This window comes from Mucilaginibacter gossypii (genome assembly GCF_900100945.1).
Taxonomy (GTDB): domain Bacteria; phylum Bacteroidota; class Bacteroidia; order Sphingobacteriales; family Sphingobacteriaceae; genus Mucilaginibacter; species Mucilaginibacter gossypii.
Map to the genome: position 1 here is coordinate 1 of NZ_FNCG01000025.1, position 20617 is coordinate 20617.

The 20617-nt window shown below is 42.7% G+C and carries 17 protein-coding genes; 3 read left to right on the forward strand and 14 right to left on the reverse strand.

The window, feature by feature from the left end; all coding sequences use genetic code 11:
- The coding region (gene nagB / locus BLS28_RS28115; protein ID WP_091175617.1) for a glucosamine-6-phosphate deaminase at window positions 1–852 on the reverse strand (852 nt) is incomplete at its 3' end.
- A 442-nt stretch (window positions 853–1294) separates the two neighbouring features.
- Here nagB and BLS28_RS28120 point away from each other — a divergent pair.
- Complete coding sequence (locus BLS28_RS28120; protein WP_256337565.1) at window positions 1295–2488, forward strand: anhydro-N-acetylmuramic acid kinase; 1194 nt, start codon at window positions 1295–1297, stop codon at window positions 2486–2488.
- A gap of 82 nt (window positions 2489–2570) precedes the next feature.
- Here the strand turns inward: BLS28_RS28120 and BLS28_RS28125 are convergent, their stop codons facing one another.
- From BLS28_RS28125 to BLS28_RS28170, 10 genes are all read right to left on the reverse strand, one after another.
- Window positions 2571–3473, reverse strand: coding sequence for a glycosyltransferase family A protein (locus BLS28_RS28125; RefSeq protein WP_091175620.1), 903 nt, complete (start codon window positions 3471–3473; stop codon window positions 2571–2573).
- 122 nt (window positions 3474–3595) lie between these two features.
- Window positions 3596–5548 (reverse strand): OmpA family protein, encoded by a 1953-nt coding sequence (locus BLS28_RS28130; protein WP_091175623.1) that lies wholly within the window; start codon window positions 5546–5548, stop codon window positions 3596–3598.
- A 1-nt stretch (window position 5549) separates the two neighbouring features.
- Complete coding sequence (locus tag BLS28_RS28135) at window positions 5550–6548, reverse strand: PorP/SprF family type IX secretion system membrane protein (RefSeq protein WP_091175626.1); 999 nt, start codon at window positions 6546–6548, stop codon at window positions 5550–5552.
- Window positions 6545–8578, reverse strand: a complete 2034-nt coding sequence (locus BLS28_RS28140) for a T9SS type B sorting domain-containing protein (RefSeq protein WP_091175628.1) — start codon at window positions 8576–8578, stop codon at window positions 6545–6547. Before BLS28_RS28140 ends, BLS28_RS28135 begins: the two co-directional genes overlap by 4 nt.
- A 537-nt stretch (window positions 8579–9115) precedes the next feature.
- A complete protein-coding gene (locus BLS28_RS28145; RefSeq protein ID WP_091175631.1) occupies window positions 9116–10600 on the reverse strand; it encodes an oligosaccharide flippase family protein in 1485 nt (494 codons plus the stop codon).
- A complete protein-coding gene (locus BLS28_RS28150; protein WP_091175633.1) occupies window positions 10597–11733 on the reverse strand; it encodes a glycosyltransferase in 1137 nt (378 codons plus the stop codon). The genes BLS28_RS28145 and BLS28_RS28150 overlap by 4 nt, the downstream gene beginning before the upstream one ends.
- 1 nt (window position 11734) lies before the next feature.
- Window positions 11735–12502 (reverse strand): class I SAM-dependent methyltransferase, encoded by a 768-nt coding sequence (locus tag BLS28_RS28155; protein WP_091175636.1) that lies wholly within the window; start codon window positions 12500–12502, stop codon window positions 11735–11737.
- Window positions 12503–12756: 254 nt separating this feature from the next.
- Entirely contained in the window at window positions 12757–13788 is a 1032-nt protein-coding gene (locus tag BLS28_RS28160; protein ID WP_091175638.1) for a LamG-like jellyroll fold domain-containing protein, read from the reverse strand.
- A gap of 121 nt (window positions 13789–13909) precedes the next feature.
- Window positions 13910–15910, reverse strand: a complete 2001-nt coding sequence (locus BLS28_RS28165; RefSeq protein ID WP_091175640.1) for a M56 family metallopeptidase — start codon at window positions 15908–15910, stop codon at window positions 13910–13912.
- A gap of 2 nt (window positions 15911–15912) precedes the next feature.
- The gene (locus BLS28_RS28170; protein WP_090534685.1) at window positions 15913–16284 is read right to left on the reverse strand and encodes a BlaI/MecI/CopY family transcriptional regulator; all 372 of its coding nucleotides are present in this window, start codon (window positions 16282–16284) and stop codon (window positions 15913–15915) included.
- Window positions 16285–16441: 157 nt separating this feature from the next.
- On the opposite strand from BLS28_RS28170, the gene BLS28_RS28175 reads away from it, so the two are divergent.
- Both BLS28_RS28175 and BLS28_RS28180 read left to right on the forward strand, forming a co-directional pair.
- A complete protein-coding gene (locus tag BLS28_RS28175; RefSeq protein WP_091175643.1) occupies window positions 16442–17845 on the forward strand; it encodes an MBL fold metallo-hydrolase RNA specificity domain-containing protein in 1404 nt (467 codons plus the stop codon).
- Window positions 17846–18049: 204 nt separating this feature from the next.
- Window positions 18050–18316, forward strand: coding sequence for a GIY-YIG nuclease family protein (locus BLS28_RS28180; protein WP_091175646.1), 267 nt, complete (start codon window positions 18050–18052; stop codon window positions 18314–18316).
- A gap of 184 nt (window positions 18317–18500) precedes the next feature.
- Here the strand turns inward: BLS28_RS28180 and BLS28_RS28185 are convergent, their stop codons facing one another.
- From BLS28_RS28185 to BLS28_RS28195, 3 genes are all read right to left on the reverse strand, one after another.
- Window positions 18501–19358, reverse strand: coding sequence for an NAD(P)-dependent oxidoreductase (locus BLS28_RS28185; RefSeq protein WP_091175648.1), 858 nt, complete (start codon window positions 19356–19358; stop codon window positions 18501–18503).
- A gap of 90 nt (window positions 19359–19448) precedes the next feature.
- Complete coding sequence (locus BLS28_RS28190; RefSeq protein ID WP_091175650.1) at window positions 19449–20021, reverse strand: Crp/Fnr family transcriptional regulator; 573 nt, start codon at window positions 20019–20021, stop codon at window positions 19449–19451.
- 151 nt (window positions 20022–20172) lie between these two features.
- The gene (locus BLS28_RS28195; RefSeq protein WP_256337566.1) at window positions 20173–20598 is read right to left on the reverse strand and encodes a hypothetical protein; all 426 of its coding nucleotides are present in this window, start codon (window positions 20596–20598) and stop codon (window positions 20173–20175) included.
- Window positions 20599–20617: the final 19 nt, after the last annotated feature.

The window sequence follows — 20617 nt, forward strand, 5'->3', positions numbered from 1 at the left end:
CACAGCCTTTTTCTTTAACTGGTTATCCCACACGCAATCTTTTACCAGCCACGGGGTATCAAACCTGGTCAGTTCTGATGCAGCATCTGCATCCAGTACAAACTCTACATGTTGTGATAGTTGCAGGTAGGTTGCAGGTACTTCGCCCGAGATCTCTCCTTCTACCGCTTTCTTAATGATTGGAGCTTTCTTCTTGTTCCAGGCCATCAGGATGATTTCCCTGGCTTTGAAGATGGTACCGATCCCCATGGTAATGGCTTTGGTTGGCACATTCGCCTTACCACCAAAATCCCTTGAAGCATCACTCCTGGTCAGGTCGTCAAGCGTTACCATCCTGGTTCCTGAGTTTGGTGCAGAACCCGGCTCGTTGAAGCCGATGTGACCTGTACGACCGATACCCAGGATCTGAAGGTCTAATCCGCCAAGTTCTTCTATCTGCTTTTCGTAAGCCAGGCAGTAGCCTGCTACGGCTTCTTTATCCAGTGTACCATCCGGGATGTGCACATTGGCTTTATCTATATCAATATGGCTGAAAAGGTTTTCGTACATGAAGGTTACATAGCTTTGTGCTGCTGTGGGCTTCATGGGGTAGTACTCATCCAGGTTGAAAGTGATCACATTCTTAAAGCTCAAGCCTGCTTCTTTGTGCTGCCTTACCAGTTCGGCATAAACCCCTATCGGGGTTACACCGGTGGCAAGCCCTAATACCGCTTTTTCGCCTTTAGCTTGTTTCGCGCGGATCAGATCTGCTATCCGGTTCGCTACCGCTACCGAGGCTTCCTGCTGGTTGTTGTATACGCTTACCGGTAACTTCTCGTAACGTGTCTCTTCCAATAAATTTAATCGTGCCATGAATCTTAGGAAATGAAAATGAGGTTAGTTGTTGTAAACAAATATATCAGATATTTACATAGTGCCGTTATTATTTTAACTTTTGCGGTAGTGTCAACCCATCTAAATGGGGTTAACACGGGTTAACACATTTCAAACCTTTAAAATACAAAACATTAATAATCAACAATTTAAATACAGTCACGGGTTACTCTAAACTGATATTTTCGAGCAATTAACACATCCAAACGTTTGCACCTGTTATTGACAAAATCAGGTGCTGATGACACCTGCCCCGTTTAACCGGCATCAGGCCATAAGACAACTATCATTAAATACTAATAGTTTGCCAATATCATCATCTTATTTCGTTAGCTATTTTAACAACAAGTCATCGTCACTAAAATATTAAATGCATTGCCCCAACTTTTGCGGGTTGCCGTACAAATAGTAATTTAAGCCCATGATAGCATTGAACCATAACCTGCAGCACCTGTTTAGCATCGCTCAAAAACCATCAAAAATGGGTGTCGGCCTAATGTCTGGCACCTCATTGGATGGGCTCGACATTGCCCTGTGCAAATTTACTGGTAATGGTTTAAGCACTCATTTTGAGCTGGTACAATTTATCACAATCCCCTATCCAGATGACTTTAAGCTGCAAGTTCAGCAGGTATTTGCCCAGCGTAATGCAGATCTGGAAAAGGTAACTTTACTTAACGCTTATATCGGCAGCTATCACGCCAAACTGATATTGCAAGCACTTGGTCAATGGAACGTCGACCCACAGGAGGTTGATTTTATCGCCAGTCATGGTCAAACTATTTACCATGCCCCCCAGCGTTTACATCAGCATAAAAACTACTCTAACGCCACTCTGCAAATTGGCGACGGCGACCATATAGCCGTAAAAACCGGCATATTAACCATCAGCGATTTCAGACAAAAGCATATTGCTGCCGGGGGAGAGGGCGCTCCGCTGGCTTTATATGGTGATGTATTATTGGGCAATAAAACCAGCCAAAACCGGGTGCTGTTAAACATAGGAGGCATTGCTAATTTAACCTGGCTTCCCGGCGATGGTGATTTTAACCGCGTGCTCTGCACAGATATTGGCCCCGGCAATACACTCATCGATGCTGCCTGCCGAAAATATTTTGATAAGCCTTTTGATGAGGATTCAGCTATAGCTTACAGAGGGCAGGTAAATGATGATCTATTAACGGCGCTCCTCTCCCATCCATTTTTTGGTGAAAAAGCCCCTAAAACCACCGGACCAGAACTGTTCAACCTTGCCATGATTGCTGAAGCTCAGCAACGGTCAGGTACCGGGCAAATTAGTGGTGAAGACCTTATTTGTACCCTAAGCGCCTTCACCGCGGCATCCATAGCCGGTTTTGTTAAGGAAAATATCACAGGGGATCATGTTAAAATTTTTACCAGCGGCGGCGGGGCGCGAAATCCATTTGTTATTGGGGAATTAAAAAAACTATTGCCCCAAGCGACAATAGAAGATAGCAGTTTACTGGGGATCAACCCCGATGCCAAAGAAGCTATATTATTTGCTTTATTAGGTAATGAAGCCTTATGCGGTGAGCCGATCAGGATCGGAACGAACCCGGCGGTGTTAATGGGGAAATTCTGCTTCCCGGTTTAAACGGGAAGTTCAAATTGATTATTTCCTCGCAGAGGCGCATCACGCGCATCTCTACTTTTTCGTTATAAACGCCCCAAATAGCTTATCGCCCCATCTGCTGCTTCATGAACCTTCTGATCCGCTGCAACAAGGTACCCTTTCTGTTTGCCAGGAAATTTTTGATCGCCTTATAAGCCTCTTCATTCTCCTCTATGGTGTCGGGAAATTGCGTTACCTGTTTGCGTCCCATTTGCACATGGTACATATCCTCTTTATTGGAGTGTACGCCAGTACCATCATGGCCTATATTTTGAATAAGCGACTGCGACGGGTTCAGTGTCAACCCGTTTTTCAAAAAAATAGAGGCATACCAGCGAATGGCCCATGAATTATTTTTACCGGCCTTAAACTGCTCTATCTGCTTCCAGAAATTCATTTTGCCTTCTATCGAAAAGCGGGCTATTTTCAGCGTATCAAACTGAGCAATCAGCTTATCAACATCGGGTTCAAAGTTTTTCCAGGCGCGGGCCCAGGTTGCCCAGCCCCAGCTGGTGGCTGCACGATAAAAGAATGTTTCGGGCAGTTTCTTGTCATGCAGATTGTACATATAGGCGCCGATATGCATTACCTGTTCCTGGTTTGCATATTTTGTTAATGCGTCATTAAAATACTGCAAGGTATATGGCGAAGATAACAGATCGTCTTCAAAAACAATCACTTTGCCATATTCATACACCAACTGTGTTACCCCGCTGACGATGGATTCGGCCAGACCGAGATTATGATTACGCAAAATAATTTTTACCGATTTAAAACCGCTTACATCTTTTACCAGTTGCCTCACCTGTTCAACCTTTGGCTTATCGGCATCGGTTTTGGCTGCATCGCAAAAAATGTGCAGGCGCGACTCATCGGCCAGCAAATTTTGCTGCAAATAACTGATGGTACGGCGGGTATGGTCGGGCCGGTTATAAACAAAAAGAGCTATCGGGGCAAGATTTTGCATGGTATGATTTCAGCAGATCAGGTATTGCAATTTAAACGCCTTGCATTAAGCGGGGGCATTTAATTTGCAAGGCAAAATTATACCATAACCTTCCGATTGCAAACAAATAAAACAATTTGTTTTTATTCTGCCGATTTTACCGTAAATGTGGTACGACGGTTAAGTTGCCTGCCCTCGGGGTTATCTTTGCCATTTGGTAATTTGTTTGGGGCGATGGGCATTCTTTTGCCATAGCCGCGGGCTGTAATACGTGCAGACTTAATGCCTTGCAGTAACAGGTAATCAACACAAGCCTCGGCCCGGGCCTGCGACAACTTCATGTTCGCTGCGTCAGTGCCTATCCCATCGGTATGCGAGCCAAGCTCGATCTTAATTTTAGGGTTATCGTTCATGATGGCAACCAGTTTATCCAGCGTATCAAATGATTCGGACCGGAGATGGGCGTTACCAAAATCAAAATAAATATTCTCAATAGTTATCTGAACATTGATCTTATAATTCTGCAGGCAAATTTCGGGGTTAATGAGCGTATCAATACCCGGCTTTACTATCGGTGCAGGAATAACTTTGGTAAAGTACCCCTTTTGTGAAATCTCCAGCTTATACCTGGGCAGTTTTTCCTTTACCTGGAAAACATAATCGCCTTTGGCATCGGTTACCTTAACGGCCAAACCCATTTTCACATCGGGATCTTTAAGGATTACCCTTGCCCCTGCCATACCACCGTTAGTGCGGCAATCAATTACACGGCCACTGATATATAAAAACTTATACTGCCCGGTAAAAAGGCTTAAGCAGCAGTCAGAGCCGCGTGCCGAACTCAGGTAAAATTTATTTGGATTGGTTGGATCAAGGCTATAGTACAAGTCGTCTTTAGATGAGTTAACCGGGTAACCTAAATTAACCGGGACTGACCAACGACCAAAATCTCCTTCGCTGCGGTAAACATCAAAGCCGCCCATACCGGTAAAACCATTCGAGCTAAAAAACAACACTTTATCCGCCTGGTCATAATATGGCGACTGTTCATCATATGCTGTGTTTACTGCATCGCCCAGGTTACTTACAGTTTTCGGTTGCCCGGCATCATCAAGGTTACTTTCCCAAATATCGTCGCCGCCTTCGCCGCCGGGCCTGTCTGATGAGAAAAACAATCGCCGGCCATCAGCGCTAACAAAAGGGTGCTTGGAATTATAGCCTTCAGCATTAACAGTATTATTCAGCCTTACCGGCTGCTGCCATACACTGCTTACCAGTTGACTAAAATAAATGGCAGATACTGTTTTCCCGTTCTTTTTATACCAGCGGGTAAGGTACATCCTGGTGCCGGTACCATCAAGCGCAGGTGTAGCGTATTCAATTTGTCCTTCTTTATCAAACGCCTTAAAGTTTGTGGCAAGCGCTTTAGTTGAATCAAGGATGGCCGAACTGTAAACCCTGTTGGTATAAAACTTATCCTTATCAACCAGGCGCGATGAGGTAAACCAATACCTGCCCAGGTTAACGGTAAGGGCGTAGTCTCCCTGGTCTTTATTTAAAAACACCAAAGCTGATACATCAACGGCGCGTGGGTGTTCCAATTGCTTCAAGGCATATTCGCACGAGATTATTTCTTTTTTAGCGAGAGCGGCATACTGCGGATCGGGAGCGTTGCCTGCAAAATGCTTTAACTGGACCAATGCTTCATTATACTTCCCGTTTGCCTGCAGGCAGATGCCGTACCAAAGCGGTATTAACGGATATTGGCCAGCTGGTGCTTCCTTAGCCAATTGGGCATACCATATAGTAGCATCAGTATAGTCTTTATACAGACGATATGATTCGGCCAGGCGATAAATGATGTATTGATTAGTCTCAGCCTTTTTTGAACTGATTCTTTTTACTGCTGATGAACGCGGCACACTGCTTTTGGGCTCATCGGTTGTACCATCGGCAATATGCTTGTAATAATAGGCGGCAGTATAGTACTCATGCCTGTTAAAGGCAGTATCGGCCAGTGCCCTGTAGTTTTTCGCCTGTCCAAATGAAACCAACGGAAAAAACAATAGTAAGAAATAGGGTAATAGTTTTTTCATATTATATCCTTGGGCAAATTGGGGCCGGGGAATCAGTGTAGCGACTAAATATATAGCTTATTGATAGTTCAAAACCGCCGCGGCCTGATGTAACCGCGCGAAGCCCTGAAGTATTAAAATCATAACTGGCACCAATCACCATCCTGCGTATATGGTAACCAACATTGGCAATTGCAGCATCCTGTAAGCGGACCATACCACCGAGTACCAGTCCGTTATCATTGGCAAACTTAAGTTCAGAATATAATCCGAACGCTTTGATCTCACCTTTGCCTTGTTTAACGTAAACTGCGTTTGGGATCAGGTCAAAAAAATCAGACGCTTTTATACGCACACCGCCATGTGCTGTAAACCGCATAGGCAATTTACTGGCAATACCGCCCGCGGCAAAAGGGTCTGTTACATCATTGATATGGTTAATACTAAGTCCGCCAAACAAATTGGCTTTATTCATCGGGTCGGCATTGTAATAATAGATACCTGCGCCTGCATCAAATACCGTTTTTGACGAATAGCCAAAATTTTCGAAATTGGGCAAGGTAGGGTCGAAGCCGCTGTTCGGATCGTACTGGTTGTCAGACTGGAGTTTACCCGGATCAAAATTACGGCTGATAACTCCCGCCTGCAAGCCGAAATGCAGCCGCTGATTACCATCGCCCGACAGGGTTATGCCATAACCAAATGAACCATAAGCTGTAAAGTAATTATACCCGGCAGTGCCTGCTTTTTGATCAAGTATATTAAGGCCTAAGCCCACTTTATCGGTTGGTTTAAAATCGGCAGATACCCCTGCTGTGCGGTAGCCATTGCTGATGTTTGCCCACTGGTCCCTGTAGTTGGCAGATAAGCGTGTGTCGCCGTCAAAAACGCCTGTAAGCGCCGGGTTAAGCCAAAGCGGGTAAGCGTAGTATTGTGAAAAATGCGGATCAACCTGCGCCTTCACCTTTCCTGCAACTGCAAACTGCAGCGCTATCGTAATAATGAGTAGTAGTTTCTTCATCTTAATAGCGTAATTGTTCCTTTTTTATTCAATTGCGCCCCGTTATTCATTGTAGCTTTTAAATAGTATACATATACCCCTACAGGCATCAATGAGCCTTTATAATAACCATCCCATCCTTTGTTAACATCAGTTGATGTAAAAACCAATTGTCCCCATTGATCATACACATAAAAGGAAAGTGTTTTTATATTTTTTCCATGTGCATAAATAATGTCGTTATTTCCGTCGCCATTGGGGGTAAAGTTGTTGGCTACATATATTACATTGTTATTATCGATGGTGGCGGCAGTAACCGCGGCCGATGCCCCGCTAAGCGTACATGACGATGCTCCCAAAGCCTTCACTGTGATGGTAACAGACTCGTTTAGGCCAAGGCCTCCCACTTTATGCGTTAAACCGTTACTGCCCGAACTTGGCACTGTATAGGTTAAACCATTGTTGGTACTTACCAGGTAACTGGTAGCGCCGCTTATCGCGCTCCACTCAAAGGCTACGCTCGATGACGTAACTTCGCCAACAGTTACCACGGGTGCATCAAGCGGCTTGGTCATCTGTACCTGCACTGTGACTCTTCCGCCGCTGTTACACCCAGTGCTGTTGGTTGCTTCCAGGTAATAATGTTTTGCCGATGTTAAGTTAGCCGTAACATAGGTGTTGCCCTGGGCAAGCAGGTTTCCGCCGGTCGGCGCATCATACCATGAAATAACTGCCCCGCCTGATGCTGAAGCGGTTAATGTAGCACTGGTACCCGGGCAAACAGATGTTCCCGAACTGCTTACTGTAACCACCGGCAACGGAATGATAGCTATGCTAACTGTTCCCCGGGCCGAGGAACCGCACCCTGCAGCGTTGACAGCCTGTACATAATAGGTTGTTGCTGCTGTTACGTTGCTGATTGTATAACTGGTCCCTGTATGTAAAATGTTAGCTTCGGTGGCGCCGCCGTACCAGTTATAAACAACACCACTTTGCGCGTTTTGTATGGTAATTGTCGTTGTGGAGCCGGAGCAAACGCTAATAGTGCTTTGCGTAAATTGCGGTACCGCCGGTAATGGCGAAACAGTTACCTGTATTGTTGTTAAAGGACTGCTGCAGGTGCTATTAGATGCCTCAACATAATAACTTTTGCCTGCGTTTAATACAGGAGTAGTGTATGACGTACCTGTAGCAAGCACCGTGGTTTTAGCCGACGAATCATACCAGTTGTATGTAAATCCGGCCTGCGGCGAGGCAACCGTCAATGTAGCCGGGGTTCCCTGGCAAATGGTTATCGTTGACGCTGCAGGCGATGGAGGAGGTGGTGGTGTTGAAACCTTAATGAGCACCACATTACTAAGCGCCGGAGTTGTACATGCCCCGGAAGAAACCATACGGCGATAATAAGTATCATTGTTTAGCACCGGCGGGTCATAGTTTTTCGATACAGCACCCGAAATATCATTAAATGTTGCGTTATCTGTGGATGATTGCCATTGATATGAAAAAGTTCCATCGCCCCCTCCGGGCACACTACCCGTAATAGCCGCCGGATTGCCTGTTGAACAAAATTGGGTAACAGCTGGCGCTACTATTGTATTGTTATTGACTGCTGCTATCGGCCTTACGGTAACATCATAATAAGAATCATAATCCACTACGCCGGCGGTAGAGATCTTGCGGCGCAGGCTGTATACAATACTTGAAGCAGATGTATTTGTTAACGAAGATGTGATATAATCTTTTTGAGTATTTGCCGACGGTGCATTTACCCAGTTTCCGTTGTTATTTATTTGCCATAGATAACTGTCGGGCACAGGGTTTTTTATATCGCCGTTAAGTACAGCCGCAGCAGCGGAGCAAATGGTAATTGCCTGCAGGGGGGCGACCATAATATGGTATGGAGTAAACCTTGGTTCAACAGACCGCGGCTCCACGTTAACAGGCAATGGGGTTTCAAATGCCCGGCCAAACCCAGCGAACGGGAGAAAAGACAGGCAAAACATTGACCATAATACTATTTTATATAGAGGTGCAGGTTTAGGGCGCATAGTTTAAATTAACGGATAATGATAATAATTATCTTTCATATTACTAAATTTTCAAAATATTTTAATCATTAACGAAACGGTTTCAACGCCAACCAGCGCTGAGTTGACCCAATCAGTTATGTTAATTAATTATTTTATTGTTAATTCAGGTTTATCAATAACGTTATATTACAACGGTATCCTAAGCTCTTCTACGGTACAATTAATTATAATGTTCACATTATCAAAAAATTTCAAACTATGCTTTACTGCCATTGAAGCTATCACAAGTTTTTACCTTTTAAAGGAGAGGGCAAAGCCGTACCGGTTGAGTGCATGATGTGAAAAAACATGAATTATTAATAGCCCAATTTACAGGAAGCACATTGAATAAAGGCCTGATGAAGGGGGCGGCCTGCGGCACTAACGGTTTTATTTAATTAATCATAAAGGGTAAATGCAGCCCGGCAAATAACATAAACGGCAATAATATTGTGAACGGATGGCAATAAAACTTTATAAAGGCCTGGAATACTATAGCAATTAATACAACTTAACTCATACCTTTTTCAGGATGCGATCAAATACTATATTAATATCTTCTGAAATTTTTAAAATATATGCCAAAAACATATAAACTACGCCCACGATAACCGATCTGTAAATCATATCTGCGAATACATTCTTTAACGACGGAAGATAAAGCCCGATAAGCAGGCAAACCGTAAAAATCAGTAATATATAAACGTGCGCCATTGCAAGAGGCTGCAGGTTAAACTTAATTTTAACAAACAACCAATAAGCAAAGTTTAGTACAAACATGGTGATCAGGTATGACAAGGCGGCTCCCATCATGCCTAACATAGGTATCAGAACCAAATTTGACAGTACACAAAAAACCACCCCCGAAACAATAAAAACAGTGGTGAGCTTGTAATACTTAGATACATTCATGATATAGCCATTTAACCCTCCTGTCATATCAACCAGAAAGGCAACGCCCACTATAATAAATACATTAAAATAATTGGCGTACTCAGGTTTATGTAACAACATTATAATAAACGACCTGTTAATAACCAAGCCTATGAAAAGCAGGCAGCCGATAAGCATTTGTACTACTGATGTCTTGTAATAAATTTTACCAATCTTTGCCAGATCATTGGTAACCCATGACTGGGCTATGATCTGCAGTGAGGTGCGGCTCAATGCCTTTGCCGGTAAACTTATCACTACCGCAATGGCGAAAAACGTACCGTAAATACCTACATAACTAAATGACTCTTTGGTAAGCATGCTCAGCATCAGGGTATCAAGGTTCTGGATCATTACAAAGGAGCTGCCACTTAATACCGTAAAAACGCCATAACTAAAAAACGTTTTTCTTTCGCTCAGCAGCTGAGCACCAACAGTCGAAAACTTAAAGTGCCGGCCTTTTCTAATATAAGCAAGCAACACCAATACAGCCACCAGGTTAGCTGCTATATATATCATCAAAAAAACATGGTAATCAACCAGCTTAATAGCTATGAGCAAAACGCCCGCAGTTGTGAACAAACGTAATCCTACTTCGCGCAAAAAGGATGAAAGCACATTTTTAAATACCGTAAGCGCCAGGTTTTCCAGAACAGAAAATACCAGCGTAAAAAATGACAACGGAATAAGGTAATAGAAATACCTGATCAGTAACGGAGCTCCATTCTTATTCTTATAGTAACTAATAATAAAATCCTTAAAAACCACAAAAAGCACCGTGAAGATCGCAAAACCTATCAGGCTCCAAACAGTTACAAAAGATGCGAAACCGCTATGTTTTTTATCGTCGCTGCGATAGTAAGGGAAATATTTAAGAATGATATTACCAATACCTAACCCTGCAAACTGTGCATAAAGCAGCGATATGGTTCCCATTAAAATAAAAAAACCGATCTCTTCTGTGATAAGGATACGCTGAAAAAGAATGATAAGGTTAAAAAAACCTAAAGCAACTCCCGCATACAATATGAGGCTGTTAAAAAATCCCTGCTTTTGTAAAAGATTCATTTAATTTTATTGTTGCTTATACTACTTTGGATAATATGATCAAGCAAAGCGATGCGCATATGAATATCATAATTATTAATCATGTGGTTCCGCGCCGCTTTACCCATTTGCACGGATAATTCAACCGATTCTGCAAGGGTGCTCATTCTTTCGGCCATTCCGGTTATATTGTATTCATCAACCAAAAAGCCAGTCTCGCCATCAATAACAGCTTCCTTAATTCCCGAATGGCGGGTTGAAATTACCGGCAAACCTGATGATGATGCTTCGAGCACGGTAACCGGTGTACCTTCTTTGTCGCCATTGGCCGCTGTAACCGAGTGTTGTACAAATGCCCGCATGGTTTTCATTAACGTGCGTATTTCTTCAGGCTTTAATACCCCGGTAAGCGTAACCTGCTCATTAAGCCCAAGGTCGGCAATCAGCTCCCGGGTTTCATCAAACAGCGGTCCGCCCCCAACCATCCACAGCCTGGCATCGGGGTGTTTTTCCTGTAAAATTTTAAAGGCCTTAACTAAGGATTGAGGAGATTTCTTTTCAACAAAACGCCCTACGAATAAAAAATCTTTAGCGGAGGCTGATGTATCAAGTAAAGGGAAAGCAGCAGTATCCACTCCGCATGAAGCGGTAAACACTTTATCGGCAGGAGCGCCCATTTCTTTCAAAGTAGCAGCCATATCTATCGATACAGCAATAAAGGCACTCGCGTACTTAAATGCATCCTGGTAAAGTTCGGCATACTCAGCAACTGTATCGCGATGATAAACATCGGCTCCATGAAAATGAATAATCAGGGGAACTCCGGCTAATTTACAGGCTTCAGTAACAGATGCACCAACCATGCCATATTCAGCAAATACAGCATCTATTTTATGCTCTTTTAAATATTTATACAAGGCACAGGTACGTACCTTAATATTTTTCCTCTTAAAGATTCTTTTTTGGATGAGATAACTTAGCAGGCCCAGTTTTGAGCGGATCAGGGTTTTGCCTTCATGATCAAATACAGGAAAGGCGCCGCCGTATAAAACTTTTTTATTACCAGCCAGGCCATCAATATGCGCTTGTATAAAGGTCTCGGAAAAAGCAGACTTATTGGGCTTTATGATGCATAAATTATACGCCTGGCTCATTTCAACCTAACTTTTTACGGACATAATACCGGCGGAAGAAACTGCCCATTTTATACACCGCCTTATTAAAGATCCTTCGGCTGCGTTGTGACGCGGTTACCGGTTTTGGATGAAAGAACGCGGCTTCGAAATCGTCATTTTTTTCCAATACGATGTGTGCATAATCGCCTACGTTCCACACGTTTTTGAGTTCATACAGGATCACTTCGGTACCGGTATCTGCAGCCAATTTACCAATAACCTCAAAAGATATATGCTCATCAACAGGCTGCATGGTTTCAGGCTTATTAACTAATGACCATTTTAGGTTAGCCGGTGTAGGGACTGTTAAAATAATACGGCCTTTATTGCGTAATATTTTTGCCAGTGCGGCATGAACAGCAGGCCTGTCTGTAACAGCTATATGTTCATACACATCCATAAAAACAATCAGATCAAACTGCTCATTAAAGGTATCGGGGGTAAGGATGCTTTCCTTAAAATTGAGCTTGCTGTCACCAAAAAGCTTTTGAGCAATCTGAATAGACATTGTGCTGATATCAATTCCAGTAATAACGGCATCGGGCCAGTATTTACGCATCCGCGAACATATATTGCCCATACCACAACCTACTTCCAAAATGCGGACCGGTGCTGAAGGCGTAAAACGCTTAATAGTTTCCCACCCAAACTCAATACGAGGGTTCACTACTATGTAATCATTAAGCTTGTTTTTGACGTGCTCATCATAATAAGACACAACGTTTTCGCGGTTCGGATTTTCAGTCATTACAGAGGATATAAAGCTATGCTTTGCAGGTACAAAGTTAATAAATAATATTAAAGGGGTTTTTGGGCAACAATTATACAGATAGCGCAGCCACGCTGTACCTGCGTTTTATCTTAACAAAGGTGTATAATCGGTCGTAGCATTTCATGCGGCTAAATTAACAGTTTTATTGTAGTTTTTCACGAGTAGGCTTTAAAGTGAAACAGGTTCTTCCAAAAGGAAAAACCTGTTTCACTTTATTAATATGGTCGGAATTAATGTATTGCAGTATACAGTTTTTTAATTTCTTTGTCCGAAAGCACCCTGTCATACAAACGCATATCGTCCAAAGCGCCTTTCAGGAAGTATCCGGGAGAGGGTACATCAGGATTATCTTTACCAATGTAAGCGTCTGCGCCTATCGTGATATTTGGAGAAGCAAACCCGTCAAATGTACTATCTTTTACACCGTCAATATAAAGCGATAGGGTGTGAGTAGTATAATTATACACCGAGGTTACCATATGCCAGTTATTCAAAGCAACAGCTCCACTGGTAAGTACTGTTAAAGGACTGGCTCCTTCGTTAAAAGTAACCAATCCCAAACCACCCTGCCCGGTAGATACAAAGTCATACCCGGAGATAGAAAGATTCCATCCATTACCTAACCCTGGCAATCTTTTAGCTATTATCTGTGAAGCAAATGAATTATTATATGCATCAAGCTTCACCCAGGTAGTAATTGTAAAATCTGTATGAGATAGCCTGAGTGTTTGTTTGTCTTTGACAACGATGTAGCTGTTAAATCCATTAAAATAGTAAGCACTATTAGCATTCCCAAATCTATCAGCAACCTGTGTTAAATTATATCCGGAGCCATTGTTACCGTTGCCAGACACGTCAGATGTATTGGCGCCAAAAGGGTAATAAGCTATAAGGCCAACCTTAAGGCTGTCTTTAACGGTTACGATACAGCTTATTGATTTTGTTTTTTCAGCATTGCTCACCGAAACTTTTGCATTTCCTTCACCTTTGGCTTCGATACGGCCTAGTTTGCTAACAGTTATAATTGAGGTATCTGATGACAACCAAACCAACTTCGTTGTGTCAAAATTTATAGGCCGAACCTTTACGTCCAATTGTACTGCCTGCCCGGTATACATGGTAAGCGTATCCCGCAATGAAATTTCACTAAGAGTTTTTGTACTGTCGGTTACCGGTTTAGGTTGGTCTGCAATTTTGGTACAAGACGTGTGTGCAAACGCATATAATGCTACCAGCAACGACAAAGGATAAAATTTCTTCATATGATAAGGTAATGGTTGTTAGGCGCAAATATAATAAGTTCATCTCAGTTACAAAAATTTCCACTGTCACCTCATCGCATTTTATAATAAATTAGTGTTAAAGTCGCATATTTTGCCGAAATTAATTATCCTTTATAATGGTTTTCATTGCTGCCTTTTTCTTAGCAGCTGTTTTTGTAGTCACCAGCACAACACCATTTACGGCCCTCTCGCCATAAATAGCCACAGTATTTTTATCTTTTAACACACTTATCCGTTCGATATCGTTCGGATTAATTTTACTTAACGATGTACCCTGGGCCAGGGCTATCCCATCTATAATAATTAAAGGCGCTGATTTACCGCTATACTTGTCACTAACTATCACATGCTGCCTGGTGGTATCAACAACCAAACCGCCATATATTGGCCTGTCTTCGCCCGACGGATTTACAACATCCCCGGTTTTATTTTCGCCTGGCTTTGCAGATTTATCATCGGCCAGTGTAAAGCTTATCGGCACAGAATACTGTACTTTCACCGGCTTGCCATTCTGAATTCCAGGTTTCCAGGCCGGCGATATACTAAGCACTCTTAAAGCTTCCTCGTCGCAACCTGAGCCTATCCCTCTTACAACCTTCATGTTTGATAACGACCCATCTTTTTCAACAACAAAAGTTATGATCACCCTGCCCTGAACATTATTATCACGGGCGGTTTTGGGATACCTCAGGTTAGTCATCAGGAACTTTCCAAACGCTTCCAACCCACCTTTAAACTCAGGCACCTGCTCAACTGAGGTAAATACCGGATCAGAACCTGATTGAGCCGAAGCTATTGAGAATGTTACAGGTGCAGTAGTCTTTGTAGTATCATCGCTGGGAGCAAGTGTAAAACTGATAGGCACTGAATATTGAGTCCTTACCGTACGATTTCCCTGCATACCGGGCTTCCAGTTAGGCGATAGTTTTATCACCCTTAATGCTTCGTTATTCAGATCATCCGTAATACCCTTTACAATCCTTTCATTTGAAAGCGTGCCATCCTTTTCAACAACAAAGGTTATGATCACCCTTCCCTGGATCTTTTGTTCACGGGCTGTTGCAGGGTATTTTATATTGGTAGATAAAAATTTACCAAAAGCCCCCAGCCCGCCCGGAAACTCGGGCAAACGGGCAACCGCAGTATATACCGGTGAGGTATCAGCTGCTATAACCGGCCTTTCAAGTTTAAGAGGCTCATCAATAGTAATCTCCGCCACTTTACTGGCCGGCGTCGAGAAAACTTTATCGGCCTTAGTGTTGATGACCGTAATGGTATCACTATTATTAATTGTAGCTGATGACAGTACCATCATCAAAATAAACAGAGGGGCCGACAGTCCGTATTTAATAAGCGTTATGCGGTGCGATTTATTTTTTTGCAACATGATAATACGTTCTTTCAACAAACTTTTGTTAAAAAATGAATTAACCAAGTTGTGTGAAGGCGTATTAAATGTTTGGCTTAAAAGCAGCATGGCATAATCGGCCTTATCCGTACCAGCTTCAACAGCATGCCTGTCGGCTATAAACTCGTGAATATGCTTGATCGCCCGACGATAGAAATACACAATCGGGTTAAACCAGTTAATGATCATCACCAGTTCAACCAGCAACACATCGGCCGAATGCCATTGTTTGGCATGTACATCCTCATGCGTGGCAATTGCTTCATTGGCCTCCCCATCGGCATTTAATTTCACGGTTTTGAAAAAGGAATAGGATACCTGTGATTGCGGCTGACTAATCACCTTTTTTAGCTTAAACAACTGCCAGATCAATCTGAGCGATAAAAAAACGATACCCGCTGCATATATAATAAACAGCACCTCCCCTATACTAATAGGCGATTCTTCAATAGGTTTAAAGTGATAAACCAATACCGGGCTACTGTACAGGGTATACTTTACCTGCTGGGTAATAAATAGATTTTGCACCCAATCGGCCTGGATAACGGGTATCATAAATGATAGTAAAGCGGCACTTACCAGGTAAAGCCTGTTAAGCTGAAAAAAGGTTTCTTTGCGAAGCAAAAGCACATAAAACCCGTAAAACAGCAACAGGTATATGTTTACCAGTAATAAATATTGCCACCAGTTCATAATTACTTTTCTTTTAGTTTTTCAATCAGTTTCATGATCTCATCGGCCTCTTTCAGGTCGATCTTTTCTTTCTTTACAAAAAATGAAAGCATACGGTTAACAGAGTTGTCAAAATAACCGCTCAGTAATTTGTCGGCAGCAAAATTCTGGTATTGCTCCTTGCTGATTACCGGGTGATACTCATGACTTTTACCAAACGCTTCATGCCCAACAAAACCTTTTGTTTCCAGGATCCGGATAATTGTCGATACCGTATTGTAAGCTGGCTTGGGTTCAGGTAACTGTTCGATAACGTCTTTAACATACCCTTTTTTTAATTGCCAGAGCACTTGCATAATCTGCTCTTCGGCGCGGGTTAACTCTTTAATTTCCATGTGCGTACTTTAAATATTAATACCTCGTGTATTAATGTGTTTAATTGGTTAAACTAAGGTAAGAGATGTATTTTATATTTGCAACTAAATTTTTAGTTATTAATTTCTTAAACTTTAAATCATCATATTCGTTGTGATACTTCATACCATTTTATAAATGAACATAACCTTCCATGGTGCTGCCCGTAACGTAACCGGCAGCAAGCATTTACTCCGCTTAAACGACGGTACCAGCATATTATTAGACTGCGGCATGTTCCAGGGCCTGGGCGAGCAAACCGAAGAAATGAACGAACATTTTGGCTTTAATCCCAAAGGTGTAACACACATGATCCTTTCGCACGCGCATATTGACCATTGCGGTTTAATTCCCCGGCTCGTTGCCGAAGGATTTGAGGGAAACATTTATTGCACCTCGGCCACGATGGACCTTACACGCATCCTGCTGCTCGATTCGGCAAAGATCCAGGTACAGGACACCGAGTATAGTAACAAACACCGCATCCGCAAAGGCTTGCCGCTGCTTAATCCTTTGTACACCGAAGAGGATGTGATGGAGGCCCTTCGCCTGTTCAAAATTGTTGAATATGGCGAAGAGTTTGAAATTACCCCTGCCGTAAAATTCAACTTTACTGATGCCGGGCATATTCTGGGCAGCGCGGCAGTGCATATTACCGTTACAGAAAACGGCAGGGATACCCACATTACTTTTAGCGGCGATGTTGGTCGTTATGACGATCTGCTGTTGAAAAACCCGCAAACATTTGAGCAGGCTGATTATATTTTACTGGAATCAACCTATGGCGATTCCCTGCATAAAGAACTGGGGCCTATTGAAGAGTCGCTGCTGGAGATCATTAAAGAAACCTGCGAAGTTAAAAATGGCAAGGTAATTATCCCGGCATTCAGCGTTGGCCGTACGCAGGAATTACTGTACGCCTTAAACGGCCTGGAACTGAAAGGTATCCTGCCGGATGTTCCTTATTATGTAGATAGCCCGCTATCGGAAAAAGCAACCGAAGTATTGATGAACCACACCGAGGTTTATAATAAAAATGTGCAGGAAGTTTTAAAAACCGATGCCAATCCTTTTGGGTTTAAGGGCTTGCGCTTTATTGAAAGTGTAGAGGAATCAAAGGCCCTGAATAACGATCCGCGACCTTGTGTCATCATTTCCTCATCGGGCATGGCCGAGGCCGGGCGGGTAAAGCACCACATTAAAAACAATATCAATAATCAAAAGAACACTATTTTAATGGTAGGCTATGCTGAGCCAAATTCATTGGGCGGCCGGTTATTAAAAGGCGACCATGAGGTACATATTTTTGGTGAAATGTATGAGGTAAAAGCCGAGGTCCGCTCCATCAAATCAATGAGCGCCCACGGCGATTATGACGACCTGCTCCATTTCCTGGCCTGCCAGGACCCCGCATTGGTAAAAACCGTATTTCTTGTTCACGGCGAGTACGAAGTGCAGCAGCATTTTGCCGCGAAAATTAAAGCGCACGGCTTTCATCATGTTGAGATCCCGTACCAGCATCAGAAAATTGTTTTGGAATAGGGAGTTTAAACAAGTAAAAAGCAAAAAATTGTCATTTCGATAGAGCATGGGGGGATATGAGCACCGCGCGAAAGAGAAATCTTATACACCCTGTAAATCCCCTAAGCACATCTCATAAATCCCACTATACCTCTATGGAAATGACAATCTTCCAGTTACAAAATATCTACCTTTAAAAATGTGGAATCATAATATTACGTCTATATCACTACTAACCCAGGCAAAACTGTATTGTACATCGGAGTCACCAATGATATAAGCGTAAGGGTTTTGCAACATCTCGAAAATAAAGGAACTAATAAATCTTTTGCGGGCAAATACTACTGTTACCATTTAGTTTACTACGAACATTTCACCCACGTTGAGCACGCCATAGCCCGGGAAAAGGAGATTAAAAAATGGCGCCGAGAAAAGAAAATTGCTTTAATCGAGTCGACTAATCCGGGCTGGGAATTTTTAAATCAAATGTAATCGACTAATATCAATTGCCACTCATTTGCATCAAACAGCGAAGGCAAGACACCTCAAACAAAAAGCCTTATGCAAAACACATTAATCTAACGTGGTGTATAAGATTTCTCTTCAGCGCGACCGCACAATCCCCCCTTGCTTCATCGAAATGACATCAGCTTGTATTTATATCTATGGTATTTTTTTACCCTTTACTCACCTGCTTTATCACCGCTATAATATCCTCTTCGCCAAAAGCAGCTTCGGCGGCCTGGTAGGTTTGATAAGCAGTGTAGCCAAGTGGGGTAGCCAAACCGAGGTCTTTAGCCAGGCGCAGATCTTTAGCGATATGTTTTAAGGCGAAAGCTGCCTGGTAATTATTGTTAACAATGGCATCGCCTTTTATTTTGATAAAGGGACTGCCTAAAGCACTATTGCTGATCAGCATAATTAGTGCTTCTGCTTCAATGCCATTTTGTTGTGCCAGCGTTATTGTTTCAGCAAGGCCTTGTGCAACAATACCAAGCAAAGTATTAATGGCCAGCTTAGCCGCGTTACCTGCACCGGTACCACCAACCAGCATAACCAGTTTACCCATTTTTTCGAGGATAGTTTTAGCTTGCTCAAATGCGCCGGCCTCGCCTCCAACCATAATAACCAGCATAGCATCTTCCGCTTGTTTGACACTGCCTGATACCGGGGCATCCAGGTAATAATTACCTTGAGCCTTGCATGCCGCTGCTATCTCCTTACTGATAGCAGGCGAAACTGTGCTCATGTTAATGATTATTTTGCCGCTTACTTTTGCGGCAAGTAAACCTTCATCACCATGAAAAATATCATTAATCGCATTATCGTCTGATACCATGATAAAAACAACATCAGCAGCATTCAACAATAAGGCGGGCGAAGCAGCTATACCAATGCCCTGTGCCTTAAACACCTCTTCCTTATCCTTGCTTCGGTTATAAACACTGAGCGGATATCCTGCTTTAATCAATTGCTGCGACATTGGAACACCCATTTTTCCTAATCCTATCCATCCTGTTTTAACTGTATTCATAGTAGCTATTTTGTTTTTGATTTATATAGATTTTATTGATGTCTATTTCTCTCCCTTCTAAGTCATCTAAACAGACGACAAAAAACCTAATTACCGAATATTTTTGCGGATGCGGCTCAACGATTGAGGCGTTACGCCAAGGTACGACGCGATATCGGTAAGTGATACTCTCCTGGCAACCTCGGGCTGTCGCTCCAAAAATAACCGGTACCTTTCTGATGAATCGTAACCAAGATATGTGTTTCGCGTTTTTATCTTCTCCATAAGCGTATGCTGCGAAATCTGATCGATCATTCCTTTGAGATAAGGCAGCTTTTCATATAAAGCCAGCAGGGTGTTTTTGCTAATAACCAATAGTTCTGTATCGCAGGCGGCCTGAATGCTTTCATCAGCGATCAGGTTGTTATTAAAGCTGTACAGAATGGTGCAAAACTGATTGTCCTTTAAAAAGAAATAAGTAACCTCATTTCCCTTCTCATTTCGCGCCATAATACGCAGTATGCCGTTGGTAATAAAAAAGAGCTGTCTTGCTACATGCCCCAGCTGCAAAAGCGTATCCCCTTCTTTAAATTTCGTTGGCTCAAAGGCTTTTAGTATGAGCTCCTGATCATCAACCGGGATAGGTTTTAACTGCTGTAACCGGGCTATGAGTTGCTGTTGCATGATACAAAGATCAGGTAAAATTGAAGTAAAAGCATCAATAAAAAAAGTCCTTGCGGAACGAAGCAACAAGCCTCCTCTAAATCTCCCCCGGAGGGAGACTTTTATTTATCTCATTTTAAAGCCCTTCCTTCCGGGGAGGGTTTGGGTGGGGCTAACCCGCCTGCCCTATTTCCAATTTACTGATCTTATTGCCGGCACCAATCGTAAACTTAAAATAGGTTTTAAAATCGCCCCACTGGTCGCTGTGAAATTTACCGTAGAGGTGCAGGCCGTTTTGTTCCACCTTGTCGATACTGGTAAAACGTTCATGGCCTAAAGCTTTTTCAAAAAAAGTTTTAAAATCCATTTTATTACCATCATCAAAAAGCTGGGCATCATTGGTGAACAAGCTAAACCAAGCCTGCTTATCTCCGCTTTGCAGGGCGTCGATGGCTTGTTTTACTATCGGGTTATTTAACTTTTCGGTGTTCATGGCATTGATGTTTTGGATAGTTGCAGCAGGTGTTTTTGCAGCCTGAGCGTTTACTGCAGAAGTAATTAATGTGCCGTATATGACATAATGATTAAGCGTTTTCATGACATGGTAGATGTATAAT